Origin of the sequence: Treponema sp. JC4, assembly GCF_000260795.1 — a bacterium.
GTDB lineage: Bacteria > Spirochaetota > Spirochaetia > Treponematales > Treponemataceae > Treponema_D.
Genome location: NZ_AJGU01000006.1, coordinates 75490 through 98432, shown reverse-complemented (window position 1 = coordinate 98432; position 22943 = coordinate 75490). Strand labels below are relative to the sequence as shown.

The window sequence follows — 22943 nt, the reverse complement described above, 5'->3', positions numbered from 1 at the left end:
ATTAGTAAAATTATATGAAAAACCTGATTTATATTCCCATGTTGTAGATACTATAGGATTTGGACAATCTATAAAATTATTATTATTTATAGTTGGAGCTCCATCATTTGTATTACTTTCTACATTAATTCTACAGTTTATGAAAGTATTATTATTAATATAAATAAATGAGCCATAACTAAAATAAAGGGTTGCATTCTCAATTGTATTATTTGAAACCAATGAATTACTACCATGCCATGAATATAATTCTGAAATATTAAGAGATTCTTCTATTATATTATTAATCAAAAATCCTCTTTCTCCAAAATCAATTCCATTCTTTAGCGTATTATTTAATATAACTGTACCAACAGCATTTTCTTTTTTCACACCGTTAACACAATCATGAAAATAGCATTTATTTATATAAGTACTTTCTTTTATTGTAAGTGGAGTATCTGCATATTCAAACTCACAGTATTCCATAATATTACCAGAAATATAGTTATAAGAATTTTCTGTAACTAAAGAACCGCCATTAATTGCAATACCTTTCCAGTAAAATGATGTATCGTAATTACCTTGTTTTTCATAGTCCGAAGTAAAAAGAATTTTCTTTTCTGCAGTTCCCCTTGCATATATACTTCCTGTAATACTTATTGAATAATTTCCTGCAAAACGAATCTCAACACCCGGATCAATTACAAGAGTTTTATCTTCGCTTACAAGACAATCTGCTTCTACAAGATAGGGACTACATTCTTCTCTTAAATGAAGTTTGTCCCCAATTAATACACCTGTAAGCGTAGTAACTAAATCTGTAAGGGTTATGACTTTATGCTCTGTAGTTGAAATATTTCCACTCTTATCTTTTAATGCAATATAGAAGGTATAAGTTCCATTTCCTACATACTGCTCTGGTAAATCATTAATATCAAAGTCAAAACCAATCTGATAATTCTGCCAGTTATAAGTTGATGGATACAAAGAACCTGTTACACCATCCACCGTGCGGGCTATCTGAACAGACATTTTTTCTATTCCACTGCCTTTTTCTAGAGGACTAAGGTCTATATGCAGTTTTGTATTATTTGCAAAATTTGCTCCGCTATTAATTACAATAGGATTAGTATTCCATGCTGGACTTGTAGTATCAGAAAGAATATATTCTCTTCCCGCCCCAATCGTACGAACTTCCAGAGGTGTAAAATCACTTATTGTAATTGCTTTGCTATCCCAACCTTCTTTACTAAAGGTAATTGTATGACTTCCACTGGCAAGAATATTATTTGCTTCGAAAGCACCATCACTTGTCGTACGAACGACAATATCATCCCGTTCAAGTGTTGTAATTGTAACATTAATACCAGAGCTATCGCTCATTCCATCCAGGAAAACATAGCCACGCAAGGTAGCTGAATCAGGAATCATTTCCAAGGTTCCTATATTTATAGATTCACTTGCAATTACCTGTTTTTCTACTGTTACATCCGGAACATTTAGTTTTGAAAAACGTATTGTTTGATAACCAAGAGGAACATGGTCTAACTGCCAATATCCGTCACTTTCTGTTATATATTTATATACTTCAGAATCAAGGCCATCTACTGTAACAGTAATACCTGAATAATCTTCTGTACCGGCAAGCTGAATTATACCCTTAAGAGTATTAGCAGTTGCTTTCATTTCTACAGTAAGAACTCCGTATGTACTATCAGTCAGGACAGTAATTGTTTCTGCTTTTGCAGTAAGCTGGAAATCTTCTTTTTCAAAACGAACACCACCAGGATAGTTTCCGCTAGGTACACTAAACTCATACAAACCGTCAGAATCTGTTATACAGGTATATTCTGTTCCTACAATTGAAACCTTTATACCTGAATGATCTGTACAACCTTCCAAATTTACAATACCACTTATTTTTCCAGTTGCCTGAACAAGTTCTATTTCATCAAGTTCGCGTGAACTATCTTCTGACAAAGAAATAGAAGAACTTGTATAAGAACGATAACCTTCGAATGCAAAGGAAAGGATATATTCTCCTGGTGTCATACTGCTTAATGCAAAAAATCCATCTTTATTAGAAAGTGCACTATAAATCTCTTTTGTTTTTGTAGTTTTTGTTGCAGTTATTCTTATACCTGTATAATCTGTTTTACCAGCCAGTTTTACAGTACCATAAATAGAACGCAAACTTATAGAAAGCTGCATATCCGCTGGTCCTGATGTTATTCCACTAGAAACAATAAATGGATCTGAAACACCTGTTGTATAGCCATTTTTTGTAGCTTGAACTCTATAAGTTCCAGGGCTTACACCAGAAATTGCAAAATGTCCTTTACTATCGGTAACTGTAGTATATGAAGTTGATGTATCATTTTCTTTATATATCAGAATCACAATTCCAGCTTGAATATCTGCGGATTCAAGAGTAACATTTCCAGAAACAAAACCTGCGTTAGTTTGAAGGGCTACATTTTCTACAACTTCAATTGCATTTAGACCTACATTTACAGTTTTTGTCGAATCTGAAACAAAGCCTGGATGACTGAAGGTAAGAATATATGAGCCGGAATCTACATCTGTAATTACATAAACACCATCTGAAGCTGTTGTAGTAGATTTTGTATTTGTTGAATCTGTCAAACTTTGCAAGAGCACAGCAGTTCCTTCAAAACCACTTTCCATACCAGCAAGTACACAAGAACCTGTTATAGAATATGTTGCTTTTTCATCAATAGTCAGTGTTCCTGTAGAAACTTCAGATCCAACAGAAACTACAATATTCGAAAGAGTAGCTGTTTTATATCCAGGATATACTGCACTTACAGTATAGGTTCCCGGACCAACAGAATCAAAAGTAAATGAACCATCTGATGCTGTTAATGCATAGTAACGTTTTTCTGAATTATTATCATTTTTAATTGCAGTAACACCAATACCACTTAAATTTGTTGTTGCAGTTACAGAAACATAACCGTAAATACGTCCTCCATTTTCTTTTAAGAATATCTGAGGAGTTACTGTTACTTTTGCACCTATAACATTAATATCATTTAGAACCTGCAACACATATCCATCTTTATGGAATTCTGCATTGTAAACACCAGGAAGAACATCATTAATTGTCCAGTTACCAGAACTTGTAGTTACGGCATTATAGGAATGTTTATTAGACTGATCTGTTAATACAACATCTACCCCAGCATTATTACTTGAGTTTTCATCCAGATATACAAAGCCTCTAACAGTTCCTTTTGCATAATATAGGGCAAAATCCTGTGTAATTTCAGTCTCAGGAATTTCATCTCCTTTGGAAGCTAATAAAATATTTTCCTGTTCTGAGAATGTATAACCGGAATACATTGCTCGAATTGTATGCAGACCTTGAGGAACTCCAGAAATTGAAAAGCTTCCATTTGATGCTGTTAATGCTGAATAGGATGTACCAGGTATAAATACGGTAATACCCGCATGATCGCTTTCCATACTACCGTCATCCCCATATTTTTTAGCTACACCTTTTATTATTCCGGTAGGTTTTAATTCGACAGTTGCAACATCAAGACCTGCCCCTTCCTTTGGCATTACATTTGAAATAATTGCAGATACGATTGCAGAACCATCATCATCCGTCTGAACAGCAGCGGTTCTTGATGAAATAATTGTTCCCGGTGCTTTTGTAGAAAAATAAAAATTATAAGATTTTGATGTATCAAGACTATCTATATAGAAGGAACCACCTATTGAACTCTGATATACCGCTCCCGGAATATCATCTGAATATATATAAACTGTTTTTCCATTCAATAAGGACTTTGTGTCATTTTCCAGATTGCTTGCAAGTCCAACAGAACCTGTAATAACACCTAACTGACTTGCAGATTTTCCGGCATTAAGATTATAAATAGCAGTTACAACAGCGCTTGAATTTGTTCCAGAATAAGCAACTGCTTTTACTGTCTTAGATCCTATAATATTAAAAGGGGCTGTATAACGGTTAGATTTTGTATTAGGAGTCGTTCCATCAGTTGTATAATAAATATCATTTTTTGAATTTTCAGTAGTTATTGTAATTTCCTTATAACCTTCAGAATAGTCACCCGCAGAAGGACTAATTACAGGAACTGCAAGTGATGATGAATTATCACTACTACTATCAGAACCAGAAGATGCAGGCATTGAACAGGAAATAATCAACCAGGCAAAAATGCTAATTAAAAATATACACAGGACGTTTTTTTTCATATAAGACCCCCATATTATTAGTAAATTATAAGTCTTCTTTAAGAAATTGTTAAATAATATTTCAGAATGAGTACCAGCAAAAATTACAACGCTAGTACCGGTAATTTATATTTTTTATAATAAACATTAAGAAAAAACTTATTTTTTAGGGGGAAGTTTATGAAAAAACTTCAAAAAATCATTTTGGCACTCCTTTCTGCAGGATTAATTGCATTGGGAACAGCAATATTTGTTTCATGTTCTAATGATTCAAGTGATGACAGCACAAGTTCAGCACAAAGCTCGAATGGCTCAGGTCAAAACACAAATAATTCATCAGGAAATAACTCCGGAAACCAAAACACTAACACTTACTTCTTTGCAGAAGCTGTTTCTGGTGGTATTAAACTGACAATTAAAACTTTGCCAACACAATTCAGAAATTATGATTGGATTGGAATCTATGATGACAAAGGAGCTTGCATAGTTCCTGAGTGGAGCGATAAAACTCAAGACTGGACAGGATTATATCCTTTTATTTCCAGCGGAGAAACAAGAACATTTAAATTGTGTACAACATTCACTATTGAAGAAACACTGACTGTAACCGCAACCGGAGGTACAGGTTCTTTTCCTGATACATCAAATTTAACCGCATCGCTAACAATTGAAAGCGATAAAATCACAGTTGGCGTACCTTCAGGATACTCTCCATCATTACTCCCTGAAAATGCTACTGATAAAGAACTGAAATTTGAAATTTGTACAGAAGATGGAACCAGCTTTGGTTATGGTGCAATTACAGATCTTTCAAGCACTCCAACATCTTATGAATTTACAGGTAATAATTTTAATGACATCAAAAACGACTGGAAACAAAACTACAGTGATAAAAAAATATATGCCGACGTATTCTATGAATTTAACTTACCAGATTATAACGACATATATAGATTAAATGTAATTTCTTCAGAAAATAAAACGCCAACAGCCTGGCAAAACTAATCCACTGTAATCTATCGCCGTCATTCCCCGTGAGTGACGGCTTTATTTTTTCATCTAACTTTCCCTCACGCGTCACAGTCATCCTTCCTAAAAATGCAATCTCCTCAAATGCGTAATCCGGCTGACATTAATATTCAGATGCTCGTCTTCATCTTTTACAGCCAGAGTCAGAATAGCGTCCCCTTCCGTGCGCTCAAGGTTTCGGGGAGTGCCTACAATCGTTGCATAACCCGCGCCGCTTGCCTGAGGCATCTGAATTTCAAGCAGATCGCCCTCTTTTATGGCCGCATCAATCAAATGCAGTTTGCCCGAAAAATCCATTCCTTCCGCTTCAAGAATTTCCGTACGAATCGCCTCGCTGGAAAGCTGTTCAGCCGTCACAATCAGGCGGTTTTTAATTCGGTTGGCAAGATTTTCTTTCTGATTTTTGTCCATCTCCATCGATGCAAGCGTTTTTTCCAGATTCAAAAGCAGATTTTCACCCTCTTCAGTATTCAAGGATGAAAGGCAGCTGTCGCTGCGTACTCCAAGGCTGTCATTCACCTGCCCCGCTGGGGTTACGAACGCCGGCTTTCTTCCGTCTCTCAGCAATGGAAAATCAAGTACCTCGGCCTTTGTAACCGCGGTCTTTAAATTCTTTGCAGGCAGTCCGCATTCTTCAAAAAAGGCGTTGATGTTTATGTCTTCCGGCAGATTCAAAAGATAAATTCCGTCCGTAAGTTTTTCCTGCACATACTTCTGGATTTTTGGATTGTTTTCTGCAAAAGCAATATTCTCTTTTGCAACTTTAAGCACAAATCCGTGATACAAAACCGCAGCCGAATAGGAATTATACCATTCCTGAATATTCACCTTCATATTCTGAGGAATTTCGTACTGGCAGTAAGTTTCCAGAGTCTTAAAAATGCTTTCTACATCCATGCCGCTGTCAAAGGCACTTGTAGCAGAAGTTTTTGTAATTTCAAAGTTGCTTACAATTCCGTAGCTTTTTACATCCAAAAAATGTGTAAGCGGCAAAAGTGAAGCAAGGGAAAGTCCCGGCATAAGAGAAACAGAAAAGGCTGATTCAATATTTACAGGCTTAATATTCTGAGGAGCAAGCGGCTGCAATTCTGCGGCGACGTAAATCTCTTCACCCTCTGTGCTGATTCCTTTTTTCTGAATAAGACCGAACTCCACAGCAGAATCCATCATGCGGTCAAGAAAATCCTTATTCTGAGCGGCATCTTCTGGCTTTTGCTGGGCTCGGGCTGCTTCCAGAATCTGGGCAAAGCGGCCTTTAAGAGCAGAAGAAGCTGCCCCTGCTGTATCACCTTTCTGGCCAAGAATAAATGCAAGGCGTAAAATTGATTTTTGAGTAAGTCCGTCCTGGGGAATAGACGCAACTGTATCCAGTAAAAGCTGCGACTGTTTTCTAAGGCCTTCGCGGCTCAAATGGGTAGAAGATGCAGCGCACAAAAGAGCGTACTGCTGCTTGGGAGAAAGTTTTGCAAATTTTAAAAGCTTGTCGTCATCAACATCAACTTTTTTGCCTTCGTGGAAGAGCCCCAGATTCAAAAAGGCTGTCATCAAAAGTTCCATGCATTTTGCCCGGCCGGGGAAAATCTCTTCCAGGCGGTTTACGGCATTCTTTTTTAGGGAACCGTCGTTTTTTAGCGTAAAAACATTATTACGGACGCAAGAAATAAAGGACGCAAGAAATTCCTGAGTAAGGATAAAATTATCGTCCATGCTAAGGTTCATAACCTGAGGGCATGGAAGAAGTTCCTCTATATTCAAAAGCCCTTCCAACGAAGGAAGAAGAACTGGATTCAAAAGGAGATAAGTTTTTTCATCATCCTTTGTGACAGAATAAATTAAAAGGCGGTCGCGCAGATTTGCAAGCTTTGTATAGAATTCTGAAATCTGGTAGCTACCGCTAAAAAACTGAAGAAGGCTTTCCTTATCTATTCCTTCCATAAAGTAAAGGGCGCTCAAAAACTCAAGGTCTTTTGCGGTCAAAAGGGTTAGAATTGCCTTTGTATTTTTAGGAGTCTTTAAAAAACTTGCCAGCTGGCTTGCAAGGCGCTGCTTGTTGTAAGGAGTCTGGATTTTTCCCAGATAAAGACGCATAAGATTAAAAAAATCTTTATCCGGCAAGGCAGAAATTGCTTCTGCCCAGGTGTTGATTGTGTTCTCCAAGGGAAACCTCCTGTTTAAAGTTCGCAGCCAGGCGAATAACGCACAATTCTATACTGATAGCCCTGTTCGGCAAGGAACTTCTGACGGTTCGAACCGAACTCCTCTTCTACAGTGTTACGGGTAATCAAAGTGTAAAAACGCGAAGTTCTTTCTTTTGGACGCAGAATTCGTCCCAGTCGCTGAGCCTCTTCCTGACGGCTGCCAAAGGTTCCGCTTACCTGAATGGCAAGGCTGGCATCCGGAAGGTCAATCGCAAAGTTTGCAACCTTAGAAACTACCAGTACACGGATTTTTCCGCTGCGAAAATCTGCATAAATCTTATCGCGTTCTGCATTAGCAACCTTTCCGGTAATAATAGGCGCCCCGATTTTTTTTGCAATCTGATCAAGCTGCTCAAGATACTGCCCGATTACAAGGATTTTATCTTCCGGGTGAGTTTTTATGATTTCTTCCACAACCGGCAGTTTTTCCACATTCTGACTTGCCATCTTGTGCTTTTCGCGAACGGTGGCAACCGCATAATCAATTTCCTGACTTACAGGAAGGTCTATGCGAACTTCAATACATTCAGCAGTTGCAATCCAGTGGTCGCGTTCAAGCTCCTTCCATGGCACATCGTAGCGTTTAGGGCCAACAAGACTGAAAACGTAGCCTTCGCAGTGGTCTTCGCGCACAAGAGTCGCTGTAAGTCCAACGCGGCGCACAGCCTGAAGTTCTGCAACAACACGGAAAACAGGTGCCGGCAGCATGTGAACTTCATCATAAATAATAAGACCCCAAGGGCGTTCGTGGAAAATGCTAAAATGAGGATAAGGACCTTCCTTATCCGGTCGCCAGGTCAAAACCTGATAAGTTGCAACCGTAACCTGCTTGATTGTCTTAGATTCACCGGTGTATTCAGCAATCTGATCAGCGGTAAGATTTGTTTTATCTAAAAGTTCATCAATCCACTGGTGAACGGCAGAAATATTTGTGGTAATAATAAGGGTACTTGTTTTAAGCATGTCCATAATCGTCATGCCGACAACGGTTTTACCGGCCCCGCAAGGAAGCACGATAGTACCAAATCCAGTTCCTGGTCCCTTATCACCAACAAGGGCACGAGCTGCTCCTCTCTGATATTCGCGGATTACAAGGTCTTTTCCGCCGGAAGTTTTTTCCCGAAGAGCAACATCAAGAGGTTCACCGTCCTGAAGCACAACTTCATCCTTTACCGGCCAGCCTGCCTGAAGTAAAAGCTGCTTGATTGTTCCGCGGTCAGTCAGATGAAGAAGAAAGCAGTACTGTTTTTCATCCTCTGTAAGCGGAGTCAAAAGCTTCTGGGCTCCCTCCGCCCCCGCAGGTTCAACATAAGTTGAGGCACAAAGATATTTTTTTACAGCCGGGTTCACTCCGATTTCCTTAAAAACAGGAGCAGTTTTTGCTGTAAGGTAAAGATATTTTTCTATGATTGGTTTTCCGTCTTTGTCTTTAGTCTCAGTTTCTTTTTCTGGCCCCGGAATAAGACGCAGAGTTCCAAAACGGTTAGAGATTTCCTGTATCCACTGAGGAATAGACTGGGGAACATCGTAGCGGGCATATTTTTCCAAAACTGCAACCGCATCATCAGCCGAAAATCCTGCACTGGCAGCATTCCAGAGAGAAAGTGGAGAAAGTCTGTAAGTGTGAAGGTGCTCAGGTGACTTTTCAAGTTCGGCAAAAGGAATAAGCGCATTGCGGCATTCTTCTGCCAGAGGGGCATGCACGTCTAAAAGAAGAGTCCTGTCACTTTGTACAATCAGTGGATTTTCGTAATTCATAGTAAAGAACAATTATACAGAAAAAAGTTGCAAGTTTCCATTGACAAGAAGTTATTTTTGCCTTATTCTGTTTCTATAAATAGAAACATTAACGCGCATAAGAGATTCTGCGCATGGAGGAAAATATGAAAAAAATTATACTTACAGCAATGGCACTTTCTCTCTGCCTTTCTTCACTTTCGGCTGCAAAAGCAAAAAAGCCTAAGCAGGTAAAAATCGGTATTGCAAAAATCGTTCAGCACGTTGCTCTTGATGACGTTGAACGTGGTGTAATGGATGCAATTAAGGCAGCCGGCATTGATGCAAACTATGACTTGCAGAACGCAAACGGCGATGTAAACACAGCAAACCAGATTGCCGCTCAGTTCCGCGATGAACGAGTAGATGTTGCAGTTGGTATCGCAACACCAATCGCAATCGCCCTTGCAAACACAATGAAAGATACACCTATCGTATTCGGTACAGTTACAGACCCTCTTGGAGCAGGCCTTGTAAAAACTCTTGAACACGGAGACCGCAATATTACAGGTATGAGTGATGAACTTCCTTCAGTTGAACACATCAAACTTTTCAAAAAAATCACTGGAATCAAAACACTTGGTTACATCTACACTTCAAACGAAGATAACTCAATCTCAGGTCTTGAACTTGTAAAAAAAGGATGTAAGGAAGCTGGTCTTGAACTGGTAACTCAGTCAATTTCAACTTCAGCAGAAGTTCGCCAGGCTGCAGAAGCAATCGTAGGCCGCGTAGACGGAATCTACCTTACAACAGACAACACAGTATTCAGCGCCCTCCCAAGCCTTGTAAGCGTTTTCAACAAAGCTAAAAAGCCAATCTTCTCCGGCGACGTTACAGGTGCTAAAAACGGCGGCTGTTTTATGGCAAGCGGCTTCAACTACTACAAAGCAGGTTACGCAACAGGCGAAATCGTAGTTCAGATTTTGAACGGCAAAAAGCCAGCCGAAATCCCTGTTCGCTTCATGACTCAGCCAAGCGACTCTGACCTCCTCTTCGACCTGGACACAGCAAAGGCTTGCGGCATCACAATTCCAGAAGAATACCTCAAACAGGCGACATTTATTATCGAAAATGGTAAATTAATAGAGAAATAAACTGCATTAAAAAAATGGCGCTAGGGAGTGTGTCGTAGGCCAAAAACACTCTGATTACTGAGACCGCGTAAGCGGTCAGTCCTATAGTTACTTTGCAGTAATCAGCGTGTAGCGCGATATCGCGCGGTTTTGGACTACGATACGCGACCGGTAGCCATTTTTTTATTGGTGACTTAATTCTCAGGTGATTTTACCATGTTTGAAACAATTCTTATCGAAGGCCTTATATATGGCATTATGGTTCTGGGGTTATTCATTTCCTACAGAACCTTAAATTTCTGCGACATGACAGTCGACGGCGCATTTCCAATGGGAGGCTGTATCTTAGCAGCCTGCCTTTTGCACGGAATCCCGCCTTTTATTGCGCTTCTTTTTGCTTTCCTCGGCGGCTGTCTTGCCGGACTCTGCACAACAATTCTTTACACAAAACTCCGCATTCCTGATCTGCTTGCCGGAATTCTTATGATGACAATGCTCTATTCTGTTAACCTCCGCATCATGAATAACCGCGCAAACGTTTCTTTTTTGCGAATTGAAACACTTTTCAGCCGCATTCAGGACTTTTTTGCAGATAAATTCCCTTCACTTCCAGGTGACACAGGAATCCTTATCTTCCTGGTAATTTTCATCGTGATTTTTAAGGAAGTTCTGGACATCTTTTTCCACACAGATCTTGGACTTACAATGGGAGCCCTTGGTTCAAACGAACAGATGATAATTTCTCAGGGTGTTAATCCTCAGATTGTGCGAGGAATTGGAATTGCTGTTGGAGACGGACTTGCAGCCCTTTCCGGAGCCTTCTGCGCCATGTTCTCAGGTTTTGCCGACGTTGGAAGCGGAACCGGCGTAGTGGTAAGCGGCCTTGCTTCATTGATGCTGGGAGAATTCATCTTAAAATCAAATAAAATCGGCGTACAAACCCTCCGCGTCCTTATCGGTTCGATTATTTACCGCGCCCTTATGATGCTGGCCCGCCGCTACGGACACTTTATCCACCTTACTCCAAATGACCTCAAGCTGATTACAGGCATTCTGATTGTAATCTGCCTTATCATCGCAAAAATGAAAAGAAGTTCTGCTGCGGGAGGAAGAAAATGCTAAGACTTGAAAATATCGGAATCACTTTCCACGCAGGAACCCCGGACGAAAATATTGCCCTCAAAAACATAAACCTTACAATCAACAAGGGCGATTTTATTACAGTAATCGGTTCAAACGGAGCCGGAAAAACCACTCTTTACAATCTTATTTCGGGAACATTGAGCCCGACCACAGGAAAGATTTACTTAGACGACAAGGGCACAGAACGCGACATCACAAACGATGCTGAATACAAACGCGCTTCATACATCGGACGTATTTTCCAGAATCCGCTTTTGGGAACAGCCGGAAAAATGAGTCTTGAAGACAATATGGTTATCTGCCGTAAAAAAGGCTGGAAAGGCTTAAAAATCAGCCTGAATAAAAAACTGCGCGAAGAGTTCAAAGAGCAGCTTAAAGTTCTGAATATGGGACTTGAAAACCGCCTCAACGACAACGTAGAACAATTTTCCGGCGGCCAGCGCCAGGCCCTCACCCTTTTGATGGCAGTAATGTCAAAGCCTGCCCTTCTCCTTCTTGATGAACACACAGCAGCTCTGGATCCCGCAAACGCAGCCTTAATAATGAAGCTTACCCGCAAGTTTGCAGAAGAATACAATCTTACTGTAATGATGGTAACCCACAATATGCAGCAGGCCCTGGACTACGGCAACCGCCTTTTAATGATGGACGGCGGCGAAATCATCTACGACGTAAACGGCGAAGAAAAGCAAAAGCTTACCCTGGACGACCTTGCCCAGAAGTTCCGCGAAATCAAAAAATCCGGCATGACCAACGACCAGATGGTTTTACAATAGAAAAAAAGCAGCCTTGCGGCTGCTTTTTTTTATTCGCTCTATTTTCTTCTTACAATAAACTCAGTCTGTTCTTTCTTAGCTGAACTTTCGGCACGCTTTTTGTAAATCTTATAAAGTTCAGCCTGAGCCTGGAAGGCAGTTTTTCCTTTTTCAACAGGAAGCCAGCTGCCGTTAGGCTGCAGAACCTGGGCATTTGTGTTGTCTTCAAAGTAGGTATCCAGAATCATCTTAACTTCCTTGAAGGCATCCTTATCCAGAATCGGGAACATAAGCTCAATTCGGCGGTCAAGGTTACGGCTCATCCAGTCGGCAGAGGCACAGTAAAGCTCAGGATTTCCACCGTTTTCAAAATAGAAAATGCGGGAATGTTCAAGATAGCGGTCTACAATCGAAGTAACCGTGATATTTTCGCTCATGCCAGGAACGCCCGGAACCAGCATACAGATTCCTCGGATATTAAGCATAACCTTAACACCAGCCTGACTCGCCTTATACAAAGCGTTAATTACTTCCTCGTGGGTAAGGCTGTTCATTTTTGCAATGATAAGACCCGGAGTGTCTGGTGTACTTCTTTCAATTTCACGCTGAATCATACTCAAAAGGCGTGATTTTATAGTAACCGGCGCCATTCCAAGGTAAGTCATCTTCTGCAGGGTTGAATAGCCTGTTACCAGATTGAAGAAATTAGTTGCATCGCTTGCAATTCCAGGGTTTGAAGTAAAAAGCGAAATATCAGAATAAAGCTTTGCAGTTTTAGGATTATAATTTCCGGTAGAAAGATGAATATAACGGCGGATTGTATCTGCTTCGCGGCGTACAACCATCAGGATTTTTGCGTGAACCTTAAGATTTACAAGGCCGTAAATTACGGTAACGCCAGCCTGCTCAAGTTCATTTGCCCAGGCAATATTGCGCTCTTCATCAAAGCGGGCTTTAAGCTCTACAAGAACAACAACCTGTTTTCCGCGGGCAGCCGCCGCTTCCAGTGCCTTAATAATTGGAGAATCACCACCGGTGCGGTAGAGGGTCATCTTAATTGCAAGAACATTGTCATCATCAGCAGCATCACTTATCATCTTTACAACAGGGTCATAACTTTCGTAAGGAACGTGAAGAATTTTATCGTGAAGCTTCAGAGTATCCCAATATGGTTCGTCTTCCGGTAAATCACAAGGATAAAAATGCTCCCAGCGGTCAAAAGACAACTTTCCGTCTTCATCCATGCTGCGTAAGCCCATCAGAACACCTGGATTCAAAAGGCCGTCAGCCATGTAGATATCTTCATCAGAAAGTTCAAGTTTTTCCTTCAGGAATTTCAAAAGGTCAGGGCTTTTTCCGTTACAAATCATTGCAACAGGGAAGGAAGATTTTCTCTGAATAAGAACGTCTTCCATTGCATGAATAAAGTTATTTCCTGCATCCTCATCAACCGCAAAGTCTGCATCGCGAACAACCTTAAAAAGCATAGACTGTTCAACTTCAAGACCTGGGAAGAGCGAAGTACCGAATATTGAAATAATGTCTCCCAGAAGGGCAAACTGTTTTTCATTTTTATTTTCACTCGGCAGCCAGTAGATGTGAGGAATTCCATCCGGGATTTCTACAAAGGCAATTCGTGGAAGATCATCTCTTCCCATCAAAATCTCGCCGCCCTTTTCCATTTTAATTCCTTCAATCGGTTTTAGAAGGAAGGCTGCATAAACTGCAAGATTTTTGATATGAGGAAAGGCCTCTGTGTCTGTACGAAGTGGTGTCAAAAGCGGATAAATATCAGTTTTGAAAATTTTACTGATAAATTCGCTCTGATTTGCAGTGTATTTTTCCGGCTGAATATAAACAAGGCCGTTTTTTGCAAGTTCCGGCAGCACATCGTTCATAAGACAGTTCTGCTGCTCGCGGATAATCTGATGAGTTCTGGCAGAAATACTTGTCAGCTGAAGTTTTGGAGTAAGTCCGGAAACATCAGGAAGGTCAGGATTTTCGTAGAGGGCACGTTTTACAGAAGCAACACGCACCTGAAAAAATTCATCAAAGTTAGAAGTAACAATAGAAAGAAACTGCAAACGTTCAAGAAGGGGCAATTCCTTTCTCAAGCCCTGATACAAAACACGGGCATTGAATTCAAGCCAGCTCAACTCTCTGTTAAAATATCTGATTTCCATATCCCTGCCTCCGTAAACTCATCTATAATACAATACCGGCCTTAAACCAGAATAACGTTATAACCAAAAACGCTTTCAAACATGCCGGCCTTTTCCTGAAGGGCAATTCTCTCCAGAACCGGATTTTTAGAATTTTTTGTGGTAATTAAAAGCGCATTCTGCTGCAATTTTACTGAAATATCATTGAAAGTCTGAATATGACCGCGGTCCATGGCATCTGCTATACGAAGAATCGCTGTAAGCTTGAGGATAAGCATGCGGTCAGAACGCGGCATCATAAGGAAGTTTTCTTCATCCTGAGGCATCTGGCTTCCGCGGTGATATTTTGAAATCTCTGCAACAATTGAAATTTCGCGTTTTGTAAGTCCAAAAATATCAGAATTCTGAATAATGTAGGCGCTGTGAAAATTATGATGGGCAAATTTGATGAAAACACCAATATCGTGCAAGAGGGCCGCAATTTCCAGAAGCATTTTTGCGTGCTCTTCCAGTGAAATTTCATCTTTAAGACAGTCAAAAATCTTTACGGCAATCATGCGGACACATTCTGCGTGATTCTGATCGCCGTGATACTTTCTGAGAAGGTTCTTTGCCGAAGCAAGAATCTGCATGTTATATTCATCCTGCAAAAGTTCGTTCTGGGCAGGATTTTTATTCAAAATAATACCGTGACGAATATTTGTTTCTGGAACGATGATTTTTGTAGCCTTTGTCAGATTCAAAAAGAGCTGATAAATCAAAAGGCTGACCTGCAGGGTTTCAGCTTCGGAATAGGAAATGCGGAAGCGGCCTACCATTTCATCAACCGAATAATCCTGAACTTCACGTCTGAATTCGTGGAAGCGTTCAATGTCAATTTCCCAAAGGAAGGTAGAAATAGGATGGCCTACCAGCAGGGCGGCAAGATTCATATCCTGACCAACGGCAATAAACTGGTTAACATCGCTGAAATTCAGCTCCGTTTCCAGAGATTCCTTTGTATTGTTGATGGATTCTTCTACGTAACGGCGGATATCATGATAAGAAGCAATCTGACCGCCAATCTGATGTTCAATACGCACAGTTCCCAGACGAAGTGAGTGAACTCCGGCCATTTTTCCGCCTGACATCATCATGATTTCGGTGGAGCTGCCGCCTACGTTCAAAATTAAAGTGTTATCGTTTTTAAAATCTACCGGCTGATCTTTAAGGCAGTCAGAAACGGCAAGATACATCAGCTTGTTTTCTTCAATTCCGTCTACAATTTTTACGCGGAAACCGGTCTGCACTAAGATTCGATCCATTACCGGGTCGCAGTTTTTTGAATCACGGAAGGCAGAAGTTGCAATACAAATTGCCTTATCAGGAGTAATTCCCCAACCCGCAAGCTGTTCCTTATAGCGTTTTAAAATCTGAATACACTGATTTTGAGTTTCCTGACTGATATTTCCGCTGGTGAATACGTCCTTACCAATTGGCAGGGGATTTTCCGAGCGGTCAAGAATATTCTGTTTTCTGTCTGGAGTAATTTCTGCTACAAGAAGGCGAACTCCTGTAGAACCTATTTCAATAACTGATTCTGGTGCTGACACTAGGCCGCCTCCTGCGCGAAATTAAAGCTTATCAATAAGCATAGAACATTTTCCTGAAGGAATAGGAAGAGTTTTCTTCTTCTGGTTCAAGATATTGATAGTAAAGTAGTAGAGCTTTTCACTTTCCATCTGAATTTCCCAGCCGCGGGTAGACTTATTACTCAAAATTGTAATAAGGTTTCGCTTGAGGGAAAGATTTTCAATTCCCATAATTTCAAGGTTAGGAATAATCCAGTCTACAGTCTTACGAGGCAAGCTGATTGAAAGTCCGATTACGTTTTCAATCATAAGCGCAATTGTAGAAAGCGCCGCAGTCAAAAGATAGCGAGGTCGGGCAAAAGAAGGATCATCTTTCATAGAAGCCTTACCGTCTTTTCCTGGAAGATATGCTTCATAAAGATCGCCAGGAACGTTTTCTTCGTTTGGCATAAGAGTTTCCAGAACAAAGTAAAGGTGTCGGATTGCACATTCACGGGCAAGTTCCAGCTGACCGTAACGTTCAAGGCCCTTAATTACCATAAAGTTGAAAGCAGGCATTACACTACCGCAGTAACCGTTTCCATCTTCGCTGAAGTTAGGGTTATCAACGCTAAGGCTTGGGAATGGATGCTCTGTTCCAAAAGATTTAGGGTCATTCAAATGATTTACAAGTAAATCAGCCTTATCAGCATTAGGGATTTCTGCAAGCATTGTCCAGTAAGCTGCAATTGTCTTTACGTTCAGGCGGTTTTCGTTTTTGTCCAGATCGTAGTAGAAGCCTGTATCATTATCCCACATCAAAGAGTTGATACGGGTTTTAAGCGAGAAGTACATTTTGCGGTACTGGAAACTCAAATCCTTGTCGTTCAAAATATCGCCAAGAGCCGACATGTAAGATGCGTTTACAGCCATGCAGGCATTAAAATCAACAGGATAGTAGCAGCCTTCGCGTGGAGAATTTATCATTGATGAAGCAACGTGAGGTACAGCGTAAAGTCCGTTTTCCTGTTTGAAAGTTTCATCAAGCCATGCCATGTATTTCTGCAAGGTAGGCATTACTTCCTTAATGCGGCGTTTGTTTGCAGATTTATGATAGAGGTTAAATTCAGCAAAAGCAAAAAGAGGAAGTCCAACCCCTTCCGGATTTGCAGAATCAGCTACTGGTGAATTTGTAGCAGCATCATACTTCCAGCGGATAGCACCATTTTCTTCCTGACGGGCATAAAAATAGTCAATATTCTTGCATGCATCAAAATTTCTGTTTGAATAAACTAAGAAGAAAGTAGAAAAGATTGACTCAAACTGATTTACAATAAATTTTGAATTTTCAGGGTAAACAAAGAGACCGTTTTCGGTATCCTGCTCTCCGTTTGACGGATTAACCCAGAATGAAGAAACCCATGACCATGTTTTATTATAAATGTCTACAAAATCCTGATCATAAAAATGGATTTTTGGAAAATCATGTTTGTTCACAAAGAACTCCTACTTTTACTTTGATGTATTACCTATCTCGCAAATCAAAAGCGTAAAATATCGTATCTACTAATATAACACAGAATTTGCAAAAAAGTTTAAAAATTATAAAAAAATCTCAAATTTTTGCAAGTGGGGCATTGACACAATACATTATAAGAGTAATTTCTGAAATTTTCTTAAAAATTCTTAAACTTTTTTTCAAAATTTTTGTCAAAACAGCAAAGTCAGGGGGAGTGTATAAGACGTAGGCATAAAAACGTTTTTTTACAAATAAAGTTTCTTTAGCGAGGTTGTATATGAAAATTTATTCGTTTTCTCCTTTTGGGTATGAAGGAGCGCTGGTTAATGTTGAAGTAGATTTACGACGCGGGATTCCTGCTGTTGATATTGTAGGTCTGGCAGACAGCGCGGTAAAAGAGTCGCGGGAAAGAATGCAGGCGGCAATCCGTAACTGCGGTTTTGATTTTCCGCCCGAGCGGGTTTTAATTTCTTTAAGTCCTGCAGACTTGAAAAAAGAAGGAGCCGGCTTTGATCTTCCTATTGCACTTTCGGTTCTTGCGGCCAATGCTAAAAAAAACGGTGAAGGTGATTTTATTCAGGAGCCGGTTCTTGTAATGGGAGAACTGGAACTTTCTGGAAAAATCCGTCCGATTCGGGGTGTTAATGCGGCGGTTTCTACGGCGGCTGCCTGCGGAATAGGAATTTGTATTGTTCCGGAACAGAATGCTGATGAAGCCAGAGAAGTAAGCGGTGTTCAAGTCTATGGTGCCGATTCTCTTGAAAATGCTGTCAGGGCTTTAAAGGATATTTCCATTTACAAAAAAAGCGGAGGTAAATCTGAAGAGGAAACCTCTGTGCCCAAAGGCTGCAGCCAGGTAGATGGAGTTCTCTTCCAGCAGGATTTAGAAGGCTTTGAATTTGCTGATATTAAAGGTCAGTACAAACTGATAAGAGCTCTTGAGATTGCAGCCTGCGGAGGTCATAACCTTCTGGCTCTTGGTGCACCAGGCTGTGGAAAAACTATGGCTATTCAGAAATTTCCGGCTATTAATCCTGCAATGAATATGGAAGAAGCCCACTCTGTTACCCGCATCTGGTCTATTGCCGGTCTGATTAAACCAAGTCAGCCGCTTATAAGACTGCCACCTTTCCGTATTCCCCACCAGACAGCGAGTATAGAAGGTATTTGCGGTGGAGGAGTAAACTGCAGGCCGGGGGAAATTTCACTGGCGCATAACGGAGTTCTTTTTCTGGATGAAGCGGCGGAATTCCGTTCTTCTGTGCTGCAGATGCTGAGAGTTCCCCTTGAAAACGGAAACATAAGTTTGTGCCGGGCGGGAAGAACTACAACTTACCCTGCTAAGTTCCAGCTTTTTATGGCGGTAAATCCCTGCCCCTGCGGAAACTTCGGTTCTAAAACAAAAATCTGTCTTTGCAGTGCAAAAAGCGTTGAGCAGTACTGGAAAAAATTTTCTGCCCCTCTTTTAGACAGAATTGACCTGCGGGTTTTTGTTGATAATGAGGAAGCAGACCTTAATAAGGAAGGTCAGGCTCGGGAGGAGCTTAAGACAACTGCTGAAATCCGGGAAAAAATTGCTTCGGGGGTTAAGTTTATGATGCGCCGTCAGAATATGAAAAATGCAAAACTGGATCCGGAAGGAATTGCCAACTTCTGCATTCAGGAAGATGCAAGCAAAGGTGTTTTGAATGCCGCCATCAACCGCTACGGCTTTTCACCCCGCCTGACTTCCAGCTGCATTAAAGTAGCCCGCACCATCGCCGACCTGGATCACAGCGAAAAAATCCGCCCCGTCCACATGCGCGAATCCGTAGAATACCATAAACTCTGCTGCAACATGGTGCCAGAATTGGCTTAGCTGTTCCGCGACGAGTTCAAGTCTTCTGACGAATGTAAATGGGAGTTAAATAAAAAAAAACTCCCAAACAACATTTGCTTTGCAAATGTTAAACGAACGTAAGGCACGTTCGGAAGTTGGAAGTTTTCATTACGACGTTCGTATACCGGAGAAGAGACTTGAACTAGCCGATAATCGGAAATCCGTTAAAAAACGAGCCGAAAGGGTCGTTTTAGGATTATCCGACAATCGGCTCAGAGCGGAACTATGTTCCGCGAGAGTTCAAGTCTTCTGACGAATGTAAATGGGAGTTAAATAAAAAAACTCCCATACAACATTTGCTTTGCAAATGTTAAACGAACGTAAGGCACGTTCGGAAGTTGGAAGTTTTCATTACGACGTTCGTATACCGGAGAAGAGACTTGAACTCTTACGCCATCGCTGACAAAAGATTTTGAGTCTTTCGTGTCTACCATTCCACCACTCCGGCGAATGTTTGGAAAATATATCATATTTAAAAGGGTTTTTCAAGTGCTTATGAGCTGTTATAATAATTATGTGAAAATAAAGTCAAATGCTTTTGTTGGTGCCCAGCCGGAACTTGTGCTGAACACAGTTTTTGGTTACGAAGCTTTCAGACCATCACAAAAGAATATAATCCAGAGCATATTAAATAAAAAAGATACCTTAGCCGTCATGCCGACCGGCGGAGGAAAATCAATCTGCTATCAGATTCCCGCCCTTATTATGGAAGGTATTACAATTGTTGTTTCTCCGTTAATTTCCCTGATGCAGGATCAGGTTGCAGCGCTTGAAGCCTGGGGAATTCATTCAGTATTTTTAAACAGCGCCCTGGAATCAAAAGAATACTTTAAGGCGATTGAAGACATAATCCGTGGAGATGTAAAAATTGTTTACCTTTCACCAGAAGGACTTTCCACAGGACGAATCCGCGAGCTCTTCAGTCAGAATAATCTTCAGGTAAGCTGCATAACCGTGGATGAAGCGCACTGTGTTTCTCAGTGGGGACACGACTTCCGCCCGGATTATATGGAAATCAGTACAATCCGCCGCTACTTCCCGGATGCAGTTATGGTTGCATTAACGGCAACTGCCACAGACCACGTGCGTCAGGACATCATCAAAAATCTTATGATGAAAGAACCTGCTGTCTTTATTTCAAGCTTTAACCGCGAAAATATTTTTCTGGAAGTTCAGCCAAAAGGCCGCGGACAGGAAGCCATTCATCAGGTTATCAGTTATATAGAAAAACACAAAGGCGAAAGCGGAATTGTTTATTGTAATTCACGCAAGCAGGTTGATGAGCTGACTGATATTTTATCTACAATGAACTTTTCAGTAGGAAATTACCATGCAGGTTTACCGGATGAAGTCAGAGCCCAGAATCAGGAGCTTTTTGTAAAAGATGAAATTCAGATTATGGTAGCAACAATTGCCTTTGGAATGGGAATTGATAAACCTAACGTCCGCTACGTCATCAACTTTGATTTACCAAAATCTATAGAAGAATACTATCAGGAAATCGGTCGTGCAGGACGCGACGGACTTCCATCTTCAGCCCTTCTTTTATACAGCATGGCAGATATTCATAAAATCCGCTGGTTCTTTGAAGACTGTGCCAATCCAGAACAGGCTGAAAATCTTTTACAGAGTATGGTTAAGTTTGCAGGCTCAAATACCTGCCGCAGAAAGACTCTTCTTGCCTACTTTGGCGAAAAATACCAGCCGTCAGAAGAAAATGCAAACTGCTGCTGTGATATCTGCAAAACTTACGGAGGAAAAATTCCTCTTACAGATATGACAATCCCTGTTCAAAAGCTTCTTTCCTGCATCATCAGAACAAAGGAACGTTTCGGTTCTGCTTACGTGATTGACGTGCTGCTTGGCTCACGCTCTAAGCGTATTCTTGAAAACGAACACAATTTCTTGAGCACCTGGGGAATCGGGCGGGAACTTTCAAAAGACGACTGGTTCAATCTTGTGGAAGTTCTGATTCAGGAGCATATCCTTATTAAAAGCGGCGATTATAATATCCTGACAATTACGCCCAAGGGTTACGATCTTCTTTCTTCGCGCGAAAAAGTCCAGCTTTCTTTTGTGCCATCCCAGAAGGGCGCGGCTTCCAATAAGACCTCTTTTGCTGTGGCAGACAGCCTGACTTACGGAGAAAACAAACCCTCTCTTGCTTTTCCAAAGCCTGAAAAAAAATCATCCTATATTGTTCATAAGCGGTCAGAAAATGTTGTTGCAGAAAAACCATCTGCAGACGATCCTCAGGCAGAACTCATCATCTCAAAATTAAAGGAATGGAGAAAAAAGAAGGCCAGCGATATGAATGTTCCGCCCTACGTTATTTTTGGAGACAAAACTATATATGATATTGCGGCTAAAAAACCTTCTTCAAAATCTGAACTTTTGAGAATATACGGTCTGGGCTCAGTAAAAGTAGAAAATTTCGGGAACTCTATTCTTGCGCTGATGGATTAGACAAGGTAACCAAAATCCAGATCGTCAGGACCAATGCGTTCGTTCTGACAGTCGCGGACAGTGCGTTCCATACAGTTATTCAGTTCACGGATATTACCCGTCCAGGAAAATTCGCTGAGCCTTTCCAGGGCAGTCGGAGAAAGAAATTTATTGATTTTATTATCCTTGAGATACTGTTTTGCAATATATGGGATATCATCCGGGCGGTCTCTGAGAGAAGGTATTGTAAGAACGTTACTACTAAAGCGATGAAAAAAATCCAGCCTCATAGTTCCCTTGTGAAGCATTTCCTTTATATTTGCATTTGTTGCAAGAATAATTCTGGTATCAATCCGCAAGGGTTTTGAGCTTCCTACCGGAGTAAAAGCTTTTTCATCACCAAAGCGTAGAAGTTTCTGCTGATCCGCAAATTTGAAGGTTCCAACTTCATCAAGAAAGAGGCTTCCGTGATCTGCCTGCTTAAAATATCCTATATCCTTAGTGGCATCGGTATAGGCACCTTCCGTTTTTCCAAAAAGTGTACTCTCACTGATAGAAGAAGCAAATTCTGAAAGAGGTACCTTTATAAAAGGCCCGTTTTTTCTGAAAGATAGATTATGAATTAAGCGAGCAGCAGAACTTTTTCCAGAGCCGGTTTCCCCTAAAAGTAAAACAGGGCTGTCTACAGTAGAAACAGCCCTTATCATATTTCTAAAATGATTAATTTCCTGTGATACGCCTGCAAAAAGGCCATTTATAGTTTCATTTTTGATAATAACCTGATTTCCGGCGGAAAAAGACGGATTGATATTTGAGCCTTCATAACATTGTGAAAAAAAACGTCTGGCAAAGGATTTAAAAGAGTTTTGTGTAATTGTAAGTGTAATAGAAGAAAAGCAGTAAGAAGTAAATAAACGCAATTTCCGCTGAATATCTTCGTTTAAGAGCGGTGAAATAAAGATGATAAACTGGCATTTGTACTTATGCGCCTGACTTAAAAAATACAGTGTTTCGGGTTCCCGACAGGCATCAAAGATAATAAATCCATCTGCATTGTAAGTAACGCAGTCCAAACAAAAAACACTGTGAACCGTTGCAAATTTGTGTAATACTTCGGTGCAGAATAAAACAACGTCTTCACGGGTACTAACCAGAAAAATCTGGTTCTTATTCATGAAAACTGACATTTTAATCCTACTTAA

Annotated in this window: 13 protein-coding genes and 1 tRNA gene; 6 read left to right on the top strand and 8 right to left on the bottom strand. The window is 40.7% G+C overall.

The annotated features are described in order from the left end of the window. A partial coding sequence (locus MSI_RS04915; protein WP_039924282.1) for a carboxypeptidase regulatory-like domain-containing protein occupies positions 1-4230 on the bottom strand: 4230 nt, incomplete at its 3' end. A 159-nt stretch (positions 4231-4389) separates the two neighbouring features. Between MSI_RS04915 and MSI_RS04910 the strand changes: the two genes are divergently transcribed. Continuing rightward, a complete protein-coding gene (locus tag MSI_RS04910; RefSeq protein WP_009104310.1) occupies positions 4390-5214 on the top strand; it encodes a hypothetical protein in 825 nt (274 codons plus the stop codon). Positions 5215-5301: 87 nt separating this feature from the next. Here the strand turns inward: MSI_RS04910 and MSI_RS04905 are convergent, their stop codons facing one another. Further along, positions 5302-7395, bottom strand: a complete 2094-nt coding sequence (locus tag MSI_RS04905) for a helicase-associated domain-containing protein (protein WP_009104308.1) — start codon at positions 7393-7395, stop codon at positions 5302-5304. A 14-nt stretch (positions 7396-7409) separates the two neighbouring features. Continuing rightward, positions 7410-9194 carry a DNA repair helicase XPB gene (locus MSI_RS04900; RefSeq protein WP_009104306.1) on the bottom strand — a complete coding sequence of 595 codons (1785 nt, stop codon included), beginning with the start codon at positions 9192-9194 and terminating at the stop codon, positions 7410-7412. Between the two features lie 125 nt (positions 9195-9319). Here MSI_RS04900 and MSI_RS04895 point away from each other — a divergent pair, with 125 nt between their 5' ends. The 3 genes from MSI_RS04895 (at position 9320) to MSI_RS04885 (ending at position 12207) form a co-directional block, all read left to right on the top strand. Beyond that, entirely contained in the window at positions 9320-10309 is a 990-nt protein-coding gene (locus MSI_RS04895) for an ABC transporter substrate-binding protein (protein ID WP_009104305.1), read from the top strand. Positions 10310-10504: 195 nt separating this feature from the next. Continuing rightward, positions 10505-11410, top strand: coding sequence for an ABC transporter permease (locus MSI_RS04890; protein WP_009104303.1), 906 nt, complete (start codon positions 10505-10507; stop codon positions 11408-11410). Next, on the top strand, positions 11404-12207 hold the full coding sequence (locus MSI_RS04885) for an ABC transporter ATP-binding protein (protein ID WP_009104302.1): 804 nt from the start codon (positions 11404-11406) through the stop codon (positions 12205-12207). Before MSI_RS04890 ends, MSI_RS04885 begins: the two co-directional genes overlap by 7 nt. A 38-nt stretch (positions 12208-12245) precedes the next feature. On the opposite strand, the gene ppk1 is transcribed toward MSI_RS04885, so the two are convergent. The 3 genes from ppk1 to MSI_RS04870 are packed head-to-tail and all read right to left on the bottom strand — an operon-like array spanning position 12246 to position 17395. Next, positions 12246-14369, bottom strand: coding sequence for a polyphosphate kinase 1 (ppk1, locus tag MSI_RS04880; protein ID WP_009104301.1), 2124 nt, complete (start codon positions 14367-14369; stop codon positions 12246-12248). Positions 14370-14410: 41 nt separating this feature from the next. Next, complete coding sequence (locus MSI_RS04875; protein WP_009104300.1) at positions 14411-15940, bottom strand: HD domain-containing protein; 1530 nt, start codon at positions 15938-15940, stop codon at positions 14411-14413. A 21-nt stretch (positions 15941-15961) separates the two neighbouring features. Continuing rightward, the gene (locus tag MSI_RS04870) at positions 15962-17395 is read right to left on the bottom strand and encodes a trehalase family glycosidase (protein ID WP_009104299.1); all 1434 of its coding nucleotides are present in this window, start codon (positions 17393-17395) and stop codon (positions 15962-15964) included. 299 nt (positions 17396-17694) lie between these two features. Between MSI_RS04870 and MSI_RS04865 the strand changes: the two genes are divergently transcribed. Next, the gene (locus MSI_RS04865; RefSeq protein WP_009104298.1) at positions 17695-19275 is read left to right on the top strand and encodes a YifB family Mg chelatase-like AAA ATPase; all 1581 of its coding nucleotides are present in this window, start codon (positions 17695-17697) and stop codon (positions 19273-19275) included. 386 nt (positions 19276-19661) lie between these two features. Here the strand turns inward: MSI_RS04865 and MSI_RS04860 are convergent. Then, a tRNA-Leu gene (locus MSI_RS04860) sits at positions 19662-19744 on the bottom strand. A 47-nt stretch (positions 19745-19791) separates the two neighbouring features. On the opposite strand from MSI_RS04860, the gene recQ reads away from it, so the two are divergent. Continuing rightward, positions 19792-21762 (top strand): DNA helicase RecQ, encoded by a 1971-nt coding sequence (gene recQ / locus MSI_RS04855; protein ID WP_009104297.1) that lies wholly within the window; start codon positions 19792-19794, stop codon positions 21760-21762. On the opposite strand, the gene MSI_RS13860 is transcribed toward recQ, so the two are convergent. Next, positions 21759-22928, bottom strand: a complete 1170-nt coding sequence (locus MSI_RS13860; RefSeq protein ID WP_009104296.1) for a sigma 54-interacting transcriptional regulator — start codon at positions 22926-22928, stop codon at positions 21759-21761. The genes recQ and MSI_RS13860 overlap by 4 nt on opposite strands. Positions 22929-22943: the final 15 nt, after the last annotated feature.

Coding starts and splice junctions, on each gene's coding strand:
- MSI_RS04910 (WP_009104310.1), top strand. CDS start 4,390: ATGAAAAAACTTCAAAAAATCATTTTGGCACTCCTTTCTGCAGGATTA.
- MSI_RS04900 (WP_009104306.1), bottom strand. CDS start 9,194: ATGAATTACGAAAATCCACTGATTGTACAAAGTGACAGGACTCTTCTT.
- MSI_RS04895 (WP_009104305.1), top strand. CDS start 9,320: ATGAAAAAAATTATACTTACAGCAATGGCACTTTCTCTCTGCCTTTCT.
- MSI_RS04890 (WP_009104303.1), top strand. CDS start 10,505: ATGTTTGAAACAATTCTTATCGAAGGCCTTATATATGGCATTATGGTT.
- MSI_RS04885 (WP_009104302.1), top strand. CDS start 11,404: ATGCTAAGACTTGAAAATATCGGAATCACTTTCCACGCAGGAACCCCG.
- ppk1 (WP_009104301.1), bottom strand. CDS start 14,369: ATGGAAATCAGATATTTTAACAGAGAGTTGAGCTGGCTTGAATTCAAT.
- MSI_RS04865 (WP_009104298.1), top strand. CDS start 17,695: ATGAAAATTTATTCGTTTTCTCCTTTTGGGTATGAAGGAGCGCTGGTT.
- recQ (WP_009104297.1), top strand. CDS start 19,792: ATGAGCTGTTATAATAATTATGTGAAAATAAAGTCAAATGCTTTTGTT.
- MSI_RS13860 (WP_009104296.1), bottom strand. CDS start 22,928: ATGTCAGTTTTCATGAATAAGAACCAGATTTTTCTGGTTAGTACCCGT.